This window comes from Nitrospira sp. Nam74 (assembly GCF_965152615.1).
Genome location: NZ_OZ224220.1, coordinates 2,761,351 through 2,781,312, shown reverse-complemented (window position 1 = coordinate 2,781,312; position 19,962 = coordinate 2,761,351). Strand labels below are relative to the sequence as shown.

Here is a 19,962-nt window from a genome sequence, read left to right as displayed (position 1 = left end):
CGCTTGACGCTTCTTACGTCAGAACGTTATGCTCGTTTGCTTGAGATATTTGGCGTGGGAGGATTCATGGAAGCACAGATTCCAACGGTCGATGACGTCTCTTCGGCGGATGTGGCCCCAAAACCGACCACCGACTACGTCCTTGAGTTGGTGCAGAAAGCCCGGTCGGCTGCCGGGCGCCTGGCCTCTCTGTCCACCACTCTGAAAGATCGTGCTTTAGCCGCTATGGCTGACGGACTCGTTGCAAGGCGCGACGACATTCTCGCGGCCAATGAGAAAGACCTCGAGGCATTCGGCTCATCCAAGGACAAGCAAGCCATGGCCGATCGGCTGCGGTTGACGCCGGAGCGGATCGAGGCGATAGCTGCCGGCATCCGTGAAATTGTGAAGCTGACGGACCCCGTGGGTCAAACGCTGAACATGCGGCGCCGCCCGAATGGCATGCAGGTGGGTCGGGTGCGCGTGCCCATCGGTGTCATCGGAATTATTTATGAATCGCGCCCAAACGTAACAGCGGACTCTGCGGCGCTGTGTCTCAAGTCAGGCAATGCCTGTGTGCTTCGCGGAGGATCCGAGGCCATTCACTCCAATACGGCCATTGCGTCTGTCTTGGCTGAGGCGGCGGAACAAGCGGGTGTGCCATCCGGCTCCATTACGTTCATTGACCGTACTGATCGCGACGTGGTCGCGGAGTTGCTGAAGCAGGATCAATATATCGATCTCATCATCCCGCGCGGCGGTGAATCCCTGATGAAGACGGTGACGGAGCAATCTCGCATTCCGGTGATCAAACATGACAAGGGCGTCTGCCACGTTTATATCGATGCCGACGCCGATGTGGTGATGGCCAAGACCATTTCACTCAATGCGAAAGTGCAGCGACCTTCGACCTGTAATGCGATGGAAACGTTGCTGGTCCACCAGAACAGTGCTCGGGCGGTCTTGCCGGAACTCATCAGCGACTTGATGAAGGCGGGAGTCGAAGTGCGCGGATGCGCAAAAACCGTGTCGCTCTGCTCTGAAGTGAAACCGGCTGACGAAAGCGACTATGGTCAGGAGTTTTTATCGTTGATCCTCGCCGTCAAGGTCGTGAAGAACATCGAAGAAGCCATGGAACACATTGCGCGATACGGCTCCCGCCATACCGAAGCCATCGTCACCAACGATTACGGTCGCGCCCTGCGGTTTTTGCGCGAGGTGGATGCCAGTGCGGTCATGGTCAACGCGTCCACACGACTCAACGATGGCAATCAGTTTGGTCTCGGCGCCGAGATCGGGATCAGTACGACACGGATACATGCTCGAGGCCCGATGGGACTTGAAGAGCTGACATGCTCGAAGTTTGTTGTGCTTGGCAGTGGCCAGATCAGGGAATAATGCACAAGGCAAAATGAACAAGGTAAAAGTTTTGCCGTGACCGTGAATCTTTCCGCTTTGACCCATCCAGGGAACCTCTCCTTTACATCCAATCTTTCCTATCGCGACGATGTGACCGCCGGGCGGGGGCGGATCGTTCAACAGCCGTCCGGTCATCTCGTCTTGTATGGTCCTCATGGCCGTAGAATTCTTGCGACGGATCCTGACGGCAATCCACTACATGAGTGCGAATGGTCGTGTGAGCCTAACGGGACCGTGCGCCTCACCCGCGCTCGGTTTCGACTCGATTGGGGACAGTGGGTAGGCCTGAAACCGGGGGGGCTTGTCAATTCGACGGTGCTGAATCTCTCTCGAAAACCCGGCTGGCAACGACTGCGGCCAGATGACCTCCGCCACATGGCTGCCCAAGCGTTGCGGGTGACGCTCGAAGAAGTTCGCTTTTTCTACAGCGATGACGACTTGGTCATTGACCCCACAGGACAAGCGAGCATCCGACACAAAAAGGATGCCTTCTATATTTTAGATGATGGCACATTCGAGCGCGCCCGTTTCATGGCGTGCATGGGCGCGATGAACTGGAGCCGGATCGATTTTCTCCCCGTGGTGGAACTGTTTCAATCGCTGTTGCCGGGGACCGGCTCGGCGGCATTCGAATTGATTCGCGGACTGTACGACGATCAAAACGAAGGACACGCTCAGCCATTGCCGCTCCGCTATCGTGGTATTCCGACGTACCCCTCCGATGCGGCGTTCCGGTTGTTCAGCGCATATTTCGTTCCGAAGACATCTGATGGCCGCAAGCCGTTTGATGTCTTCATAGATCCCCCACAATCGAACCAGGTTACATGGTTGCCCTCATCGGAGCCTTCGCGCCGATATTATGACAACCTTCGTGGTCTCTGCCTAACGGTGAAAGGTGAGACCGTGCAGAAGGTAACGTGTGCTGATGACCCCGTCGGGACATCCTATATCAATGCACAGCAGAGCGGGGGAGATCGACGTGTCGGCGTGTCGAAAGGATCGCTGATCTTAATGGATGGCGCACAACATACTGAAGTGCCGATTAAATCGTCATGGGGAACATTACGGGACATTCCGGTCGCGCCATTAGCCTCTTCCTCGAGCTGGCGGCATTTGTTTTGGGGTGCACCGCCGAGTGTGAGTCCTGCTGAGGCGTTTGGCGCCGTGCTCCTGTACCCCGATGATGGGACCGAAATCGCCGAAGCCTCCACTCAGCCGTTCGTTGCGGATTACCTTCAGGATCTTATCGGGGACTCTCCACAGTTAAGGGCCATGCATGCTCGGGCTTCGCATATCCTGATTGATAATCTTGACGGCGCGCTTCACACGTGTGTCTCGCTCACTGCTGGAGCACATCACACCATCCTTTATACTCGTCCCGCGCTGGCCCAGAGACAGGCACAGCTATTATGGAATTCCGCTGCTCTGATCGGCCGTCTTGAGGCCTTGGCTCGTGTCAGTCTCATGCCCGCTGACATTCACCGGACCAGTCTGTATTGTGAACAGTATGATTGGATCTATCGTTGGGTTCCGTTTTCGTGCTTCGACGATCCGCGCGAACTGACGGACGCCGCCTCAGCACTGGCGCGCGCGCTCAAGTCGGGTGGCCTTGCCTTCGTGGTGGGTCCACGATCGATGGGGGACACCCTTATAAGCCATAGGCTTCGCATTGTCCAGCTTGAATCGGTTGACGCGCTCCCCACGTTTCGCATGCATCAAAGTATCCTGCCTCAGTCGAGATTGAAGGCCAATCTCACACTCTTTCATCTCTTGCAGACGGCAGGCTGATCGCTTGACACTCCACCGATGAGTCGATAAGATACGACCACCTTTAACGCTCATCCGGTGAGGTGGGCAAGGAGTAGAGTTCATGCACAGCGGACACTTGTCCGTCGCCCTCAAACGCGAAGCCTTCTTGCCATTCGGGTAAGAAGGTTTTTTTATGCCCTGAAGCGATCATGAACACTGGTCACAAGAGCGAAAAATTGGTCATGGATGCCAGCGAGGTAGCTCGGGCCGTGACTCGTATCGCCCATGAGATTCTTGAACGGAACAAGGGCACGCAGAATTTGGCTCTTGTCGGTATCCGGACCGGCGGCGTGTACCTGGCCCATCGATTGGTAAAACGCATCTTGGAAATCGAACGCGTGCAGGTGCCGTCCGGAGAACTTGACATCACTCTCTATCGGGATGATTTGTCGATGCGCAAGGACCAGCCGATCCTGCGCAAAACGACCATCCCGTTCGACATCTCCGATTTAAAAATCGTGCTGGTCGACGATGTGTTTTTTACCGGACGAACGATCCGCGCAGCTATGGACGGTCTCATGGATCTGGGGCGCCCGGCTGAAATTCAGTTGGCCGTCTTGGTGGATCGAGGGCATCGTCAACTGCCGATCCGGGCGAATTACATTGGGAAGAATGTGCCGACCTCGCGCGATGAGATCGTGCAGGTCTTTTTGGAAGAAGAAGGGGAGGATGACCGGGTCGTCATCCTCAAAGACTCCAAAGAAGCACCGGGAGGCGCCCCATGAGTCTCAAGCATAAGGATTTGACGGGCATCGCCTCATTGAGCGCCGACGAAATTATGCAAATCCTCGAGACGGCCGACTCGTTCAAGGAAGTGACGGGACGGGAAATCAAGAAGGTGCCGGCGCTCCGAGGAAAGACGGTGGTAAATCTGTTTTTTGAGCCGAGCACGCGCACACGAACATCATTCGAGTTGGCCGCCAAGCGCTTAAGCGCCGACGTCATTAACTTCTCGCCATCCAATAGCAGTGTCGTCAAAGGGGAAACGCTCCTCGACACCGCCCGAAATATCGAAGCCATGCAGGCGGATATCATCGTCCTGCGCCATTCGTCGGCGGGCGCCGCAGAAACCCTCGCCAGGGGGGTGAAGTCCTCCGTCATCAATGCGGGTGACGGCTGGCATGAGCATCCCACGCAGGCCCTATTGGATCTCTTCACCCTGCGCGAGAAAAAATTGGAACTCAAAGGACTGAAGGTGGCGATCGTGGGAGATGTGGCGCATAGCCGGGTCGCGCGTTCAAACATCTATGCCTTGACGAAACTCGGGGCCGATGTTCGGCTGGTTGGACCGGCAACAATGATGCCGGCCTGCATCGAACGGTTCGGCGTGAAGGTGGCGTACGATCTGGATCTAGGTTTGCGGGATGTCGATGTCATCATGATGTTGCGCCTGCAGCTGGAACGACAAGGACGTGCGCTCTTTCCCACCATTCGAGAATACTCACGACTCTATGGCTTAACGCCCGAGCGGCTGAAGCTTGCCAAGCCGGGGGCGCTTGTCATGCATCCCGGCCCTATCAATCGGGGCGTGGAAATCGCCCCTGAAATTGCAGATGGCTTTTCTTCCGTCATTCTCGATCAAGTGACGAACGGCGTGGCGGTGCGCATGGCCGTCTTATACTTACTGAGCGGAGGCAACGGGTGACAATTCTTATTCAGGGCGGCCATGTCATTGATCCTGGACGATGCAATGAAGTCGCCGATGTTCTCATTGACAATGGAAAAATCATGGCGGTCGGACACGAGCTTTTGGCAAAGGCAAGTGGCAAGAGCGGCGATGTACGCGTCATCGATGCCCGCAATAAATTAGTTCTGCCGGGATTTGTCGATCTTCACGTCCATTTACGGGAACCGGGATTCGAATATAAAGAGACCATCAAAACGGGTACGGCGGCCGCTGCGGCAGGGGGCTTTACATCGGTCTGTTGCATGCCGAATACACATCCCGTCAATGACTCGCAGGCCATCACCGAATTCATTCTTGAGCAGGCTCGAGCGGCCGGCAATGCCCGCGTGTTTCCAGTCGGCGCCATCACGAAGGGTTCGGAGGGCAAGGAATTGGCGGAACTCGGCGATTTGCGCCGAGCGGGATGCGTCGCGATTTCCGATGATGGTCGGCCCGTCATGAACAGCATGGTGATGCGGCGTGCGATGGAATACGCCCTCGCTTTCGATGTGCCGGTCATCGACCATTGCGAAGATTTGCATCTGTCCGAAGGTGGCTGCATGAACGAAGGCATCGTGTCGACGCAGCTGGGTCTGCAAGGAGTTCCCGCAGCGGCTGAAGATGTGATGGTCTCGCGCAACTTGGCGTTGGCCGAACTGACCGGCGCACGGTTGCATTTAGCCCATCTCAGCACCGTCGGGTCCGTGCGGATGGTTCGGGAGGCGAAGGCGCGCGGCATTCGCGTCACGGCGGAAGCCTGTCCCCATCACTTTACGTTGACGGAAGAAGCCGTGCGCGGCTTCAATACACTGGCCAAAATGAATCCTCCGCTTCGAAAGTGGGACGATGTGCAAGCTATCAAGGAAGGCTTGCGGGACGGCACGATTGATGTCATCGCGACGGACCATGCTCCACATGCTGGGCAGGAGAAGCAGCAGGAGTTCGCCGCCGCCCCCAATGGTATCGTCGGGCTCGAAACCGCATTGCCGCTGACCTTGTCCCTAGTGGAAGAAGGTATCCTGACGTTGGAGTCCGCGATTGAAAAGCTGACGACCGCTCCAGCCAAGGCATTCAGTTTGAGCACAGGGACGTTGTCCCCGGGGGTGCAGGCGGATGTGGTCATCGTCGATCCCCAAGAGACATGGGAAATCGATCCATTACGCTTTCGCTCTAAAAGCCGGAATACGCCGTTTGCAGGATGGAAAGTGAAAGGACGGGTCAAGACGACGCTGCTCGGTGGACGGATCGTGTATGAATCAGATGACGTGCGCTAATCGCCGAATCGTTATTCGCGCTGACCTGACAATAGGGTCTTTACGATCAACGATTCACGAATAGGGAATAACGAAAGAGCGGCTCGGTGGGTCATCGTCTGCTACACGTCCGAGCTACTGGCTCTTGCCATCTGGATTGGTGGATTAGTGATGATTATCGCAGCGGTGATCCCAGCCGTCTTTAACTCATTTGGCATGGAGCCGGGCGGTCGTTTCTTGACCCGCGTGTTCGATGGATATAACCGGTTGGTGCTGGTGAGCGGGGGGATTCTCAGCATGTGCGCCTTGCTGAGAACGATGATGAGCCGACGGGCTGCGGGCATGGACACGGCACTGTCCCGTATTGAATGGGCTGTGCTGACGACCATGATCACGGCGGCTGCATTGGTAATCTTTGCGTTGGAGCCCTCCTCCGTGCGTTTGCAAGAGCAGGCGTTTGCCATTAAGGACGAAGCGGCGCGCAAGACCGCCTATGAAGCATTTTTTAAATCACATTACATTGTCCGGGCACTTTATGTGGTAAATCTGGGACTTGCCATCGCCCTGATACCGATCAAGTTAACGCACTGGTTGACGTCAAGGAAGGTGGTATCTTGAAAAAAGCGATTCTTGCATTGGCAGACGGGACGGTCTTCGAAGGTCGCGCGCTCGGCTTTGAGGGCGAGACGGTGGGGGAGGTCGTCTTCCATACCGCCATGACGGGCTACCAGGAAATTCTGACCGATCCCTCTTATAAAGGACAGATCGTCACCATGACGTGCCCCCACATTGGCAATTACGGGGTGGCGAAAGAAGATGGCGAGTCCCGACGTATTTGGGCTGAAGGGTTCATCGTCAGAGAATCGAGCCGCCGTCCGAGCAACTGGCGATCCGAACAGGCGCTGGATGAGTATCTGCGGGCGGCTGGTGTCGTGGGGATTGAAGGGATTGACACGCGGGAGTTGACCAGGCATCTGCGCGACGCGGGATCTCAGCAAGGCCTCATCTCTCATTTGGATGTGAGTCCCCGCGCGGCAGTGGAAAAAGCACAGGCGGCCCTGTCAACCATTGGACGAGATTTGGTGAGAGAAGTGACTTGTGATAAGCCCTATGAATGGATCACGGGCTCGGGGCACTGGGAACCGGAGACTCAGGAACAGAACGAGCGCTCTGACCGGCGCTATCATGTCGTAGTCTATGATTTCGGAGTCAAGCAAAACATCCTTCGCCGGCTCGTTGATGTAGGATGTACGGTGACGGTCGTCCCTGCCTCGACACCAGCCGAGTCGGTCAAAGCGCTCAGGCCGCAGGGAATTGTGCTATCGAATGGGCCTGGAGACCCTGAAGGCGTGCCGTATGCCATCAAGGCGATTGAGTCATTGATCGGTCATGTGCCGGTGCTCGGTATTTGTTTAGGGCACCAACTACTTGGATTGGCAGCAGGACTGCACACGCGGAAGTTGAAATTCGGGCATCATGCGGCCAATCATCCGGTCATGGATCTTCGAACGAGAAAAGTGGAGATCACATCACAAAATCACAATTATGCCGTGCAGATTCCGAACCTCGATCGCAATGCGACGGCAGCCCCCACCATCCATACTCCCTATGGCAGGGTCACGATCAGCCATATGAGCTTGAACGATGACTCCATAGAAGGGATGACGTGGTTGGATCAACCGGTCATGTCCGTTCAGTATCATCCTGAAGCCTCACCGGGTCCGCACGATTCGGCGTATTTATTTGAGCAATTTGTGACCATGATGGAGAAGACACATGCCTAAGAGACCGTGGTGGAAAGGAATTCTCGCGGCCGTCGGTGCATCCCTTTTGTCGGGATGCATTACGGTGAATCTGTTGCCCGCACCGTCGCCGATTGAAGAAAAGCGATTGAGCGGAACTGCAGCGGAAAAAGTGTTGCTCGTCGACCTTTCAGGGGTCATCAGCTCTCATGAGAGCGAGGGCTTGATTGAGAAACCAAGCATGGTGGCACAAATCAAGGAACAGCTCAGCCGAGCTGCTGAGGATCAGAATATCAAAGCACTGGTGCTGCGCATCAATAGTCCGGGTGGCACCGTGACGGCATCCGACATCATTTATCACGAACTTCAGGCCTTTAAACACAAACGCAAGGTGCCCGTCATTGCGTCGATTATGGATGTCGGCGCTTCCGGCGGGTATTATGTAGCGATGGCCGCCGATAAGGTGATGGTGCATCCATCCTCCGTGACGGGTAGCCTCGGGGTGATTATGATGACGGTCAATGCTCGAGGCCTGTTAGAAAAAATCGGTCTCGAGGCGAACACCGTCACGTCCGGCCCGCGAAAAGATATGGGATCGCCGTTTCGGGCGATGACGGACGGAGAGCGCGAGATTTTTCATGCCGTCATCATGTCGTTTTATGAACGGTTTCTTTCTGTGATTCATGAAGGTCGAAAACATCTGTCTCCGGAGGAAATTCGGAAGTTTGCCGACGGCCGGATTTATTCGGGCGAGCAGGCAACGGCGCTCGGTCTGACCGACGGTATCGGGTATCTGGATGATGCGATCGAATTGGCGAAGCGCGAAGCCGGCATAAAAGAAGCGAGTGTCGTGACATACCGTCGCCCCGGCGAATATAAAAATAACATCTATTCTCGGGTTCTCGGAGGATCCGGAGAGGTGCTGTCTTTGGCCAATCTTGACCTCACGGCCATGTTTCGCGGAGGGACGCCGCAATTTATGTATCTCTGGATGCCCTAAGAAAGACGAACGGGTCATTATAGATGCCGAACATCGAGTGAGAGGCAAGGCGTGTCGAGTGGTGAGGATGACATATGGGACCGGCTATCGACCGTTTCTGTGGGTCGTCGTAGCGTCCTGCAGATGGCATTACGGCTGGCCGCGGCAGCCGGCTTGTGCACCAGTCTAGGCGGTGCACTCGCCTCCTGTTATCGTGCCCCAGGCACGGCACGTGACCAGCTAATTTTCTTTTCAGAAGACAAAGAGATCTCGATGGGAGTGAAAGCATTTCATGAGGTCCTACGTCAAGCCCGATTGAATGAAAATCCGGAGATCAATGAAATGGTCCACCGGGTTGGGGATCGCATTGCGGCCGTCGCGAACCGGCCGGAATATCACTGGGAATTTGCCGTGATTCAGGATGACAAGATGATCAACGCTTTCGCGCTGCCCGGCGGAAAAGTCGCGGTGTTTACCGGAATTCTGCAGTACACGAAGACGGAAGCAGGATTGGCCACCGTGATGGGGCATGAGGTGGCGCATGCGTTACAGCGGCACGGCGCCGAGCGGATTAGTCGCGGCATCCTCGAACAAATCGCGCAACTCGGTGCGCTCGCCGGGGCGGCCACCGGACGTGTCGACCCGGGCGTAGCGATGGGTGCCATGAGCGCCTACGGCATCGGCGTCTCGTTGCCGTTCAACCGGCGGCAGGAATCGGAGGCGGATTATATTGGACTCCGACTCATGGCCCAAGCCGGCTATGATCCTCGAGAAGCCGTTCCTTTTTGGGAGCGGATGAGCGGATGCCCGAAAAATCTAATCGGGAGATTATGTTTCCGGTCGCAGGCGGCAATTCCTGAGTTTCTGTCGACCCATCCCTCAGACGTCACGCGTATTAATCAAATCGAAAACTGGTTGCCGGAAGCGCTGCACTACTACCACGACGGGGCGTTGCCCAATAGTGCGCCCATTCCATCAGCCCCGCCCATCTTCATTCCCATGCCGAAGACAGGGTAGGGCATTACTCGCGCTGCAATTGCACAACGAATGCTCTAAAGGAACGATGCCTAAACGTACAGACATTCAAACCATCCTGCTGATCGGCTCTGGTCCTATCGTGATCGGCCAAGCCTGTGAATTCGACTATTCGGGCACGCAAGCGTGCAAGGCGCTTCGGGAAGAAGGCTATCGGGTCGTGTTGATCAACAGCAATCCGGCCACGATCATGACCGATCCTGAACTGGCGGACCGCACGTACATCGAACCGATCACCTTGGAAGTCGTCGAGCGAGTCATCGAGCGGGAGCGTCCGGATGCCCTCCTGCCGACCATGGGTGGACAGACTGCACTCAATGTCGCCGTGGGACTGGCCAAGCGAGGGGTGTTGGGCAAATACAATGTGCAATTGATTGGCGCCTCGGCGGAGGCGATTCACAAAGCAGAAGATCGCGAGGCGTTTAAGGAGGCAATGCGACGGATCGGGCTGAAGACTCCGGACAGTGGGTCGGCTCGAAGTCGCGATGAGGCGGCGCGCGTCCTGGAGCGCGTCGGTTTTCCGGCGATCGTCCGTCCGTCGTTCACCATGGGAGGCACTGGCGGCAACATTGCGTACAACCGCGAAGAGTTTGAGCGGTATGTCGACTGGGGCCTGGCCATGAGTCCCGTCGGCGAAATTCTGGTCGAACGCTCCGTCATCGGGTGGAAGGAATTCGAGCTCGAGGTCATGCGGGACCTCAAGGACAATGTCGTCATTGTGTGTCCCATTGAGAACTTCGACCCCATGGGCATCCACACCGGCGACAGTATCACCGTGGCGCCCGCCATGACACTGACGGACAAAGAATATCAGACTATGCGGGATGCGGCGGTCCGGATCATTCGCGAGATTGGCGTCGATACCGGAGGGTCCAATATTCAATTCGGCATCGATCCCAAAAACGGAGAGATGGTCATCATCGAAATGAATCCACGGGTCTCGCGGAGCTCGGCGCTGGCGTCGAAGGCCACCGGTTTTCCCATCGCAAAAATCGCGGCGAAGCTAGCGGTCGGATATACGCTCGATGAGATTACCAACGACATCACGCGCGTCACCAAGGCGTCGTTCGAGCCGACCATCGATTACGTCGTCGTCAAGATCCCGAGGTTTGCCTTTCAAAAATTTCCCGGTGCCGATTCCACCCTCACGACCCAAATGAAGTCGGTCGGCGAGGCGATGGCGATCGGACGGACGTTCAACGAAGCCTTTCATAAAGTCATCCGCTCGTTGGAAGTGGATCGCTATGGGTTGGCTTCCGTACATAGTCTCGACCATGCCTGTCCGGCACCGGACAAACGGGATGAGATCCGAGCCAAAATCCTCGCGGCTCTGCACACGCCCCGTCCTGATCGACTGTGGCACGTGGCCGACGCTATGCGGATCGGGATGACGATCGAGGAATTATATTCGCTCACACAGATCGATCATTGGTTCTTGGATCAGATTCATGAACTCATCACGTTCGAACGCCGACTGGTTGAGGCGAGTAAACCCTCGCAAGAGAAGAACGAGCGGCGACTGAATCTTGACCTTCTTGGCGAGGCCAAGCAGCTGGGGTTCTCGGATCACCGGATCGCCCAATTGATGGGGTGCAACAAAGACGAGGTGACGCGTCGACGAACCGAGTCAGCAGGCACAGACGGACGTTTGCAGGTGACGTATAAGCGAGTGGATACCTGCGCCGCGGAATTTGAAGCGAAGACGCCCTACATGTACTCCACGTACGAACGAACGTGCGAAGCGCGCCCAACGGATCGCCGCAAAATCATGATCCTCGGCGGGGGACCCAACAGGATTGGTCAGGGAATTGAGTTCGACTATTGCTGTGTCCATGCCGCCTTTGCGTTGCGAGAAGAAGGCATCGAGACCATCATGGTCAATTGCAATCCGGAGACCGTCAGCACGGATTATGATACGTCCGACCGGCTCTACTTCGAGCCGCTGACTGAAGAAGACGTCCTTAATATTGTCGCGTGCGAGAAGCCCATGGGGGTGGTCGTCCAGTTTGGAGGGCAGACGCCGCTCAAATTGGCGCTGCCGCTCGAACGCGCCGGGGTCAAGATTTTGGGGACAAGTCCGGACGCCATCGATCGGGCGGAAGACCGTGAACGCTTTTGTGCCCTGTTGGATCGTCTCAACCTACGCCAAGCGGCGAGCGGGATGGCAAGATCCGTGGAGGAAGCCATCCGGGTCGCCGCCAATATTCACTATCCCGTGATGGTCCGGCCCTCGTATGTACTTGGCGGCCGCTCGATGCAAATCGTGTACGATGAATCTGGTTTGCTCGCATACATGGGCTCAGCCGTGAAAGCCTCGCCGAACCATCCCGTCTTGATCGACAAATATTTAGAAGACGCCATTGAAGTTGATGTGGACGCAATCTCCGATGGACAGCGTGTCGTCGTGGCAGGGATTATGGAGCACATCGAAGAAGCGGGGGTGCACTCGGGCGACTCGGCCTGTTCGCTTCCGCCCTATACCTTGGATGCGACCGTGATCGAACAGATCCGACGCGACATGACTGCGCTGGCGCTCGAACTCAACGTCGTGGGACTGATGAATGCCCAGTTTGCCGTCAAGGACGGCATCATCTACGTCCTGGAAGTGAACCCACGAGCATCCAGAACGGTGCCGTTTGTCAGTAAGGCCATCGGCGTGCCGCTGGCCAAGCTTGCGATGAAGGTCATGACTGGACGGACACTGGAAGAGCTTGGCTTCACCGCCGCGAAACTCAGCAGCTATGTCGCCGTGAAGGAGGCGGTCTTTCCATTTACCAAATTCGCCGGGGTCGATGTTCTGTTGGGACCCGAGATGAAGTCGACCGGAGAAGTGATGGGCATTGACGGCGATTTTGGATGGGCCTTTGCGAAATCACAAGCCGCGGCTGGAGTATCTCTTCCTGCAGCGGGGAAAGCGTTCCTGAGTGTGAAGAAACAGGACAAGGCGGCGGCGCTCGAGATTGCCGATCGATTACACCGCCTGGGTTTCCTCATCGAGGCCACGCGAGGCACCGGAACCTATCTGCAAGAACAAGGGGTGCCGACGACGTTGGTCAATAAAGTCAAAGAGGGTCGGCCGCACATTGTCGACCACATTAAAAACGGCGAAATCAATCTGGTGGTGAATACAGTCGGCAGCCAGGCGTCACACGTCGATTCTGCCGCGATCCGTCGCGAGGCGCTTCAACACAACGTCTGTTATTTCACGACCATCCGTGGCGCCCGCGCGGCGATCATGGGCATCGAAGCGATTCAGAAAAAGGGACTGACGATCCGTTCCCTGCAGGAGCATCACGGTATAAAAACGTGATGCTCGAGGAGGCATGCAGTCGAAACGCCCGTGAGTGACTTCATCACCATTATTCGTCATTCTCCACCGTGTTGAGAGGGGTTATGCCGACACCGATTACGAAAAAAGGGTATGAGGCGTTGAAAGCGGAACAGGAGCGTCTCCGTAAGGAACGGCCCAAGATCATTGAAGCGATCGCCGAGGCCCGTGCCCATGGGGATCTCAGCGAGAATGCCGAGTACGATGCGGCCAAAGATCGTCAAGGCTTCATCGAATCGCGAATCAAGGAATTGGAAGCGAAGTTGGCCGATGCGCGAATTATTGAGAACACCAATCGAACCAGTGAGACGGTCATATTCGGCGCGACGGTCGCGCTGCTGGAAACCCAATCTAATCAAAAGAAGCAATATACGTTGGTAGGACAAGATGAGGCAGATTTGAAGGACGGAAAGATTTCGGTCCAGTCACCTGTCGGCCGCGCTCTCATCGGCAAACGGGTTGGTGATCTCGTTGAAGTCACGACCCCGGCCAAAGTTGTCGAGTATGAAGTGTTGGAAATTCGGTTTGAGGATATTTGATTGAGCTGCCGGCTATCAGCTTTCAGCCGTCAGCTTCTCGAAAGTACTCCTCGCGTGAGAGCTCAAGGCTGATTGCTGAAGGCGACTACTTCCATGCCCCCAGCCATTTCTCTAATTACATTGCTGACCGATTTTGGCGACCGTGACTATTTCGTCGCCAGCATGAAGGGTGTGATCCTGAACATCAATCCTCAGGCCCGCATCATCGATCTTTCCCATCAGGTGACTCCTTATCAGATTGAGGACGCCGCCTATTTGTTGAAGTCCAGCTATCGATACTTTCCGGATGGCACCGTCCACGTCGCCGTGGTGGACCCTGGGGTCGGGAGTGCACGGAGGCCATTGTTGGTGAGCACGTCGCGGTATTTCTTTCTGGCTCCGGACAATGGATTGCTGACCGATATTGTTCGAGACGAATTATCAGTTGAAGTTCGGCAGATCCAGAATAAGCAGTATCGGCTGGACGCAGATGGTACGACATTCGATGGACGGGACCTCTTTGCCCCGGCAGCGGCTTGGCTGACTCGAGGACAGGCGCCCGGTTCGTTTGGGCCCTTGATTCGAGACGTCAACACGTTTCCTGCACATGAACCGGCTTGGGAAGGATCGACCTTCGTGGGACGCATTGTCTACGTCGATCATTTCGGGAATCTGATTTCAAACATCACGCCATCCCACCTTGCCGAAATCCGTCGATATACCAAGCGCCCAGCGGTCTCGATCCGAATTGCGGGAATAACTATTGATGATCTCACGACCTGCTACGCCGATGGCTTCAGTGACGCGCCCCGCGCCTTGATCAACAGCAACGGCCAGGTGGAAGTTTTCATCAAGGAGAGGAGCGCTGCCCATATGTTGAAGCTGGGACGCGGGGCGCGAATGGAAATCACATAACAATGAGAGACACCGTTTGTCACACTGGTCCTTCTACGGCCCCGCTCGTTGAGACCTGGCTCAGATGACGCAGCGCCAGATATTTGCCCTTGGATTTTTCGTTATCCTCCTGGTCCTGCTGTATCAGATTGCCATCGTCTTTCGTCCGTTCTTGCTGCCGGTCCTGTGGGCCGTGATTCTCGCGCACATCGCGTTTCCACTGCATCGCCGATTGTCGGCGAGATTAGGAAATCGAAAGGGCCTGTCAGCCGCTATCTTAACAGTTGCCATCATCGGCCTGGTGGTCGTGCCGCTGGTCATTTTCATCGTGCAACTCATCGAAGAAGCCGGCATTGCGTATAAGACAACCAAGTCGTGGATCGACAGCGGCGGACTAAAGACGGCGCCGGCTCAGCTCTCGCAATTGCCGGTTATTGGCGGATACGTTCAACCGATTCTGGGTCGTCTGATCCTTGCCCAAGGCGATCTAGAGGCATCGCTGCTACAAAATATTCAAGCGCTCAGTGGCTTTTTCGTTGAACAATTGACTGGGCTCGCAACCAATCTGTTTTTACTGATCATGAATTTTCTCGTCATGCTCTTCACCCTGTTCTTTTTCTTCAAGGACGGTGATCGCCTGTATCGCAATTTGTACGAGGTGATCCCGCTCGATGAACTGCATAAACAGAAGATTTTCACGCGCCTCGATGTCACGCTGAGGGCTGTGGTGAAAGGCGTAATCATCACGGCAATGGTACAAGGCCTTCTGGCAGGAGCCGCCTATGCGGTCTTGGGCGTTCCCTTCCCCGTGGTCTTGATGGCCCTGACTGCCTTATTGGCACCACTGCCTTTCGGAGGCACCGCAATTATCTGGTTACCTGTTGCCGCCTATCTATATTGGGTCGGGCCGGTCTGGAAGGCAATCGCCATGCTCATCTGGGGAGCCGGTGTGATTACCATGGTCGATAACTTTCTCAGACCGTTGCTCATCGGCAAAGAGTCGCAGCTTCCCGTCCTCTTTCTCTTCTTCAGCATCATCGGCGGCCTTGCGGCGTACGGCATGATTGGGCTCTTCTTAGGCCCAATCCTTCTCGCCATTCTAATGACCGCGATTCAGATTTATCGGGAAGATTATTTGGCCAGCCCAATACAGGGAATGCGAAGCCGGTAATAGGCGTTCCCATTATTCCCTTGTTGTCGTCATGATGGAACGCTCCAGAATCTGCAGCATACGTTTCAATTCAGTCATCGTTGTGATCAGCGGCGGCATGAGCACGATGACGTTGCCGATGGGACGAAGCAAGAGTCCACGCCGCCGTGCTTCCATGGCAACGCGGTGGCCAATACGTTCTTCAAGCGGGTAGGGCTCCCGTGTTGTGCGATTCTTGACCAGTTCGATACCGACCATAAGGCCGCATTGCCGGATCTCGCCGACGTGTGGGTGATCGCCTAGGGGCTTGAGCAACTGCTTCAGGGCTTTGATCTTTGGCTGTAATCGCTTCAGCGTGTGCTCCTCGCGGAATACTTCGAGATTGGCCAGCGCCAGTGCACAGCCGAGCGGATTTCCCGTGTAGCTGTGGCCGTGGAAAAACGTCTTCCAGTCTCCATACTCGCCTAAGAATGTTTGATAGATTTCTTCAGTTGCCAGCGTAGCAGCCAACGGCATGTAACCGCCGGTAAGACCTTTACTGACGGCCATGAGATCCGGGGTCACGCCTTCGTGTTGGCAGGCAAACATTTTCCCGGTTCGACCGAAGCCGGTCGCGACTTCATCGGCAATGAGCAGCACGTTGTATTTCGTACAGAGCTCACGAATGTGCTTGAGATAGCCAGGCGGGGCGGTGATCATGCCGGCGGCGGCTTGAACGAGGGGTTCGATGATGAAGCCGGCAATGTCTTTGTGTCTGGATTTCAACAGACGTTCGATAGGTTCGATGCAAGACATCCTACAGGAGGGGTATGTGAGCTTCAGCGGACAGCGGTAACAGTATGGAGCATCAACCTTTAATGTGGGGAACAGTAGCGGATGGAACCGCTCATGGAAAAGTTCGATGTTGCCGACGCTCATGGCGCCGGCGGTATCGCCATGATAGGCAAGCTTCAGATTGACGAACATGCGCTTCGAACCCATTCGCCGCTTTTTCTGCTGCCAATATTGCACCGCCATTTTGAGAGCGACTTCCACGGCCGTCGACCCATCGTCAGAATAAAATACGCGCGTAAGACCCTTCGGCGCGATTCGAATGAGCGCACGCGCCAGCTCAATCGCCGGCGGGTTGGACAGACCCAACAGCGTGCTATGCGCGACCTTCTCCAGCTGCTCTCGTAGCGCTTGGTCAAGCGTTGGATGCCGATGTCCATGCAGATTGACCCAGATTGAGGAGGTGCCATCCAGATAGCGTCGGCCTTCTGTGTCGACGAGATAGGCCCCTTTTCCACGCTCGATCATAACCGGTTCCTCCTGCTCCCATTCTTTCATTTGCGTGAAGGGATGCCAGAGATAGGCGTGGTCCCATTGAGCGAGTTGCCGGGTCCGTGGACGGGAAGTCGGTTTCATGGAATCGCTTCGGTGGAAGTAACTAGGCTGTGGTCGTCAGCGATTATAGCAGTCGGCTAGGATGATTGGCAGCTGCTCAAAGAGTTTTGCAGCCCGAACCGAGCACGCACATCAGCAGCAGCCTCGTGGGAGAAGTCTTTGACTTCGTCCAGCCCACTCCATATAATGAATCGATTTTTCACATGAGCCACGATTTGCAGAGCCACGTCCGCAATTTCTCTATTATCGCCCACATCGATCACGGGAAATCCACCCTCGCTGACCGGATCCTCGACCTCACGGGGGCCGTCACGGCCCGAGAGTCCCGCGAGCAGATTTTGGACGCGATGGACCTGGAGCGTGAGAGAGGGATCACGATTAAGGCCCACGCGGTCGCCATCCGCTATAAGGCCAATGATGGTGAGATGTATGCGCTTCATCTCATCGATACCCCTGGCCACGTCGACTTTACCTATGAAGTCTCGCGAAGCCTGGCGGCCTGCGAGGGCGCGCTGCTGCTCGTCGACGCGACTCAAGGCGTCGAGGCGCAAACGATCGCGAATGTCTATTTGGCTATGGCGAACAATCTGGTCGTCATCCCGGTCATCAATAAAATCGATCTTCCGAGTGCCGATATCGAAGGGGTGAAGAGCCAAATCCATGAGGTCCTGGGGTTAGACGTGTCCGACACGCTCTTGGTCAGCGCGAAGGAAGGAAAGGGCGTGCGGGAGGTGTTGGAGGCCGTCATCCAGCGCGTGCCTCCACCGTCCGGCTATCCTGACAAGCCTCTGAAGGCCCTGGTCTTTGATTCCTGGTTTGACAATTATCAAGGCGTGATCGTGCTGACCCGCGTGGTAGATGGCGTCATCCGGCCCGGCATGAAGATCCGTGTGATGTCGAATAACAAGACATTTGAGATCACCGAAGTGGGGCAGTTCACCCCGAAGCGAAGCAAAACGGATGTCTTAAGCACCGGCGAGGTCGGCTATGTCTGCGCGAATATGCGTGAAATAGCGGATGTGAAAATCGGCGACACGCTGACAGATGCCGCCCGTCAAACCGACTCACCGTTCCCAGGTTATAAAGAAGTGAAGCCGCTTGTATTCTGCGGCCTGTATTCTACCGACACGGCGAAGTATGAAGACCTCCGGGATGCGCTGCAGAAATTACGATTGAACGATTCCTCCTTCGTGTACGAGCCGGAAACATCGTTGGCCCTGGGATTCGGATTCCGCTGTGGCTTTCTCGGCCTCTTGCACATGGAAATTATTCAGGAACGTCTCGAGCGGGAATATGAGCTCACGCTCATTACCACGGCGCCCACTGTGGTGTACCGGGTGCATACGACCAAAGGCGAGGTGCTCTCAATCGACAATCCGGCGAAGCTGCCTACCCCGACGGAAATTGAGCGCTTCGAGGAGCCGTTTATCAAAGCGACGATCATCACGCCTGAGCGCTATGTCGGCAGCATTCTTCAGCTCTGCCAGGATCGGCGCGGAACCCAGCTCGATCTGCATTATCTCGATCCCACCCGGGTCATGCTGACGTACGAGCTGCCGCTCAACGAGGTCATTCTGGACTTTTATGACAAGCTCAAGTCCAAGACACAAGGATATGCATCTTTGGATTATGAGTTGATCGGCTATCGGGATTCGGATCTCATCAAGCTCGACATCTTGTTGAACGGAGAAACGGTCGATGCGCTCTCACTCATTACTCATCGAGACAAATCCATCGCGCGAGGCCGTCAGCTCGCCGAAAAAATGAAAGAGTTTATCCCCAAGCAGATGTTTGAAATCGCGATTCAAGCGGCAATTGGGAATAAGGTGATCGCCAGAGAGACGGTGGGTGCGCTCAAGAAGAACGTGACGGCCAAGTGCTACGGCGGCGACATCAGTCGAAAGCGCAAGCTATGGGAAAAGCAGAAAGAGGGTAAAAAACGCATGAAGCAGGTCGGACGTGTCGAAGTGCCTCAAGAAGCGTTTCTTGCCCTGCTCAAGGTGACGGGGGAATAATGGATCAGCAACGACCGGGTCTGGAAGAGGTCAGCCCCACGTCAGCGGATACCGTGAGCGTTTCGCTAGCGGACACGTCCCCTCCGCGTAGAAAGTCATTAATTCGTGAATATGCCGAAGCCATCGTGCTCGCAATGTTGTTGGCCTTTGCGATTCGGGTGTTTATGGTTCAGGCCTTCAAGATACCGTCCGGCTCGATGATTCCGACGCTGCAGATTGGCGACCATATCCTGGTGAGCAAACTATCCTATGGAATCCAGTGGCCCGGAGACTGCAAATTTCGAGTCAGCTTTCCGCCTGTCACCTGTTACACCTCGCACCCGTTGATTTCGTTTGGCGAGCCTCAACGGGGCGACGTGATCGTGTTCCGGTTTCCGGAAGATGAAGAGAAGGACTTTATCAAACGGATCGTCGGCCTGCCGGGCGATGTGATCGAGATCCGGAACAAGGTTGTGTCGGTCAATGGCAAGGTGCTGGATGATAAAGCCTTCACACAGCGCGTCGATCCCGGCGTGATCCATGGCACGATCAATCCACGGGATAACTTTGGTCCGGTGACGGTTCCAGAACATTCGTATTTTGTGATGGGCGATAATCGCGATCAAAGTCTGGATAGTCGCTTTTGGGGCTATGTGCGCGCGGAAAAAATTCGTGGCAAAGCCTTCCGTATCTATTGGTCATGGAGCGGCCATGGTGATTGGACGCAGTGGGTGCGATGGGAACGGATCGGCCAAGCCATCCAGTAGTGCAGGATGTTGAAAATGACCGCGAGCGGCGTTCTCGCTCGAA

16 protein-coding genes are annotated in these 19,962 nt (G+C 55.7%); 15 read left to right on the top strand and 1 reads right to left on the bottom strand.

Features of this window, described 5'->3' with window-relative positions:
- Positions 1 to 66: 66 nt before the first annotated feature.
- The 13 genes from ACWHYZ_RS13020 to ACWHYZ_RS12960 all read left to right on the top strand — a co-directional run bounded on the left by ACWHYZ_RS13020 (position 67) and on the right by ACWHYZ_RS12960 (position 15,793).
- Positions 67 to 1,377 carry a glutamate-5-semialdehyde dehydrogenase gene (locus ACWHYZ_RS13020; protein ID WP_447983121.1) on the top strand — a complete coding sequence of 437 codons (1,311 nt, stop codon included), beginning with the start codon at positions 67 to 69 and terminating at the stop codon, positions 1,375 to 1,377.
- A gap of 36 nt (positions 1,378 to 1,413) precedes the next feature.
- A complete protein-coding gene (locus tag ACWHYZ_RS13015) occupies positions 1,414 to 3,186 on the top strand; it encodes a hypothetical protein (protein ID WP_447983120.1) in 1,773 nt (590 codons plus the stop codon).
- Positions 3,187 to 3,356: 170 nt separating this feature from the next.
- On the top strand, positions 3,357 to 3,932 hold the full coding sequence (gene pyrR, locus ACWHYZ_RS13010) for a bifunctional pyr operon transcriptional regulator/uracil phosphoribosyltransferase PyrR (protein WP_447983119.1): 576 nt from the start codon (positions 3,357 to 3,359) through the stop codon (positions 3,930 to 3,932).
- Positions 3,929 to 4,852: an aspartate carbamoyltransferase catalytic subunit gene (locus ACWHYZ_RS13005; protein WP_447983118.1), complete on the top strand. Its 924-nt coding sequence runs from the start codon at positions 3,929 to 3,931 to the stop codon at positions 4,850 to 4,852. The genes pyrR and ACWHYZ_RS13005 overlap by 4 nt, the downstream gene beginning before the upstream one ends.
- Positions 4,849 to 6,147: a dihydroorotase gene (locus ACWHYZ_RS13000; protein ID WP_447983117.1), complete on the top strand. Its 1,299-nt coding sequence runs from the start codon at positions 4,849 to 4,851 to the stop codon at positions 6,145 to 6,147. The genes ACWHYZ_RS13005 and ACWHYZ_RS13000 overlap by 4 nt, the downstream gene beginning before the upstream one ends.
- Positions 6,148 to 6,192: 45 nt before the next feature.
- Positions 6,193 to 6,744 carry a DUF4149 domain-containing protein gene (locus ACWHYZ_RS12995; RefSeq protein WP_447987581.1) on the top strand — a complete coding sequence of 184 codons (552 nt, stop codon included), beginning with the start codon at positions 6,193 to 6,195 and terminating at the stop codon, positions 6,742 to 6,744.
- Positions 6,741 to 7,910 carry a glutamine-hydrolyzing carbamoyl-phosphate synthase small subunit gene (carA, locus tag ACWHYZ_RS12990; protein ID WP_447983116.1) on the top strand — a complete coding sequence of 390 codons (1,170 nt, stop codon included), beginning with the start codon at positions 6,741 to 6,743 and terminating at the stop codon, positions 7,908 to 7,910. The genes ACWHYZ_RS12995 and carA overlap by 4 nt, the downstream gene beginning before the upstream one ends.
- A complete protein-coding gene (gene sppA, locus ACWHYZ_RS12985) occupies positions 7,903 to 8,868 on the top strand; it encodes a signal peptide peptidase SppA (protein ID WP_447983115.1) in 966 nt (321 codons plus the stop codon). Before carA ends, sppA begins: the two co-directional genes overlap by 8 nt.
- 51 nt (positions 8,869 to 8,919) lie before the next feature.
- Positions 8,920 to 9,864 carry a M48 family metallopeptidase gene (locus tag ACWHYZ_RS12980; RefSeq protein WP_447983114.1) on the top strand — a complete coding sequence of 315 codons (945 nt, stop codon included), beginning with the start codon at positions 8,920 to 8,922 and terminating at the stop codon, positions 9,862 to 9,864.
- A gap of 46 nt (positions 9,865 to 9,910) precedes the next feature.
- Positions 9,911 to 13,192, top strand: a complete 3,282-nt coding sequence (gene carB, locus ACWHYZ_RS12975) for a carbamoyl-phosphate synthase large subunit (RefSeq protein ID WP_447983113.1) — start codon at positions 9,911 to 9,913, stop codon at positions 13,190 to 13,192.
- Between the two features lie 83 nt (positions 13,193 to 13,275).
- A complete protein-coding gene (gene greA, locus ACWHYZ_RS12970) occupies positions 13,276 to 13,749 on the top strand; it encodes a transcription elongation factor GreA (protein WP_447983112.1) in 474 nt (157 codons plus the stop codon).
- Positions 13,750 to 13,842: 93 nt separating this feature from the next.
- Positions 13,843 to 14,643 (top strand): SAM hydrolase/SAM-dependent halogenase family protein, encoded by an 801-nt coding sequence (locus ACWHYZ_RS12965; RefSeq protein WP_447983111.1) that lies wholly within the window; start codon positions 13,843 to 13,845, stop codon positions 14,641 to 14,643.
- Between the two features lie 64 nt (positions 14,644 to 14,707).
- Entirely contained in the window at positions 14,708 to 15,793 is a 1,086-nt protein-coding gene (locus ACWHYZ_RS12960; protein WP_447983110.1) for an AI-2E family transporter, read from the top strand.
- Between the two features lie 12 nt (positions 15,794 to 15,805).
- Here the strand turns inward: ACWHYZ_RS12960 and bioA are convergent, their stop codons facing one another.
- Positions 15,806 to 17,179 (bottom strand): adenosylmethionine--8-amino-7-oxononanoate transaminase, encoded by a 1,374-nt coding sequence (bioA, locus tag ACWHYZ_RS12955; protein ID WP_447983109.1) that lies wholly within the window; start codon positions 17,177 to 17,179, stop codon positions 15,806 to 15,808.
- Between the two features lie 182 nt (positions 17,180 to 17,361).
- On the opposite strand from bioA, the gene lepA reads away from it, so the two are divergent.
- Together lepA and lepB are read left to right on the top strand one after the other, a co-directional pair.
- Complete coding sequence (gene lepA / locus ACWHYZ_RS12950) at positions 17,362 to 19,173, top strand: translation elongation factor 4 (RefSeq protein ID WP_447983108.1); 1,812 nt, start codon at positions 17,362 to 17,364, stop codon at positions 19,171 to 19,173.
- A gap of 134 nt (positions 19,174 to 19,307) precedes the next feature.
- Positions 19,308 to 19,919, top strand: a complete 612-nt coding sequence (gene lepB, locus ACWHYZ_RS12945; protein WP_447987580.1) for a signal peptidase I — start codon at positions 19,308 to 19,310, stop codon at positions 19,917 to 19,919.
- Positions 19,920 to 19,962 lie beyond the last annotated feature (43 nt).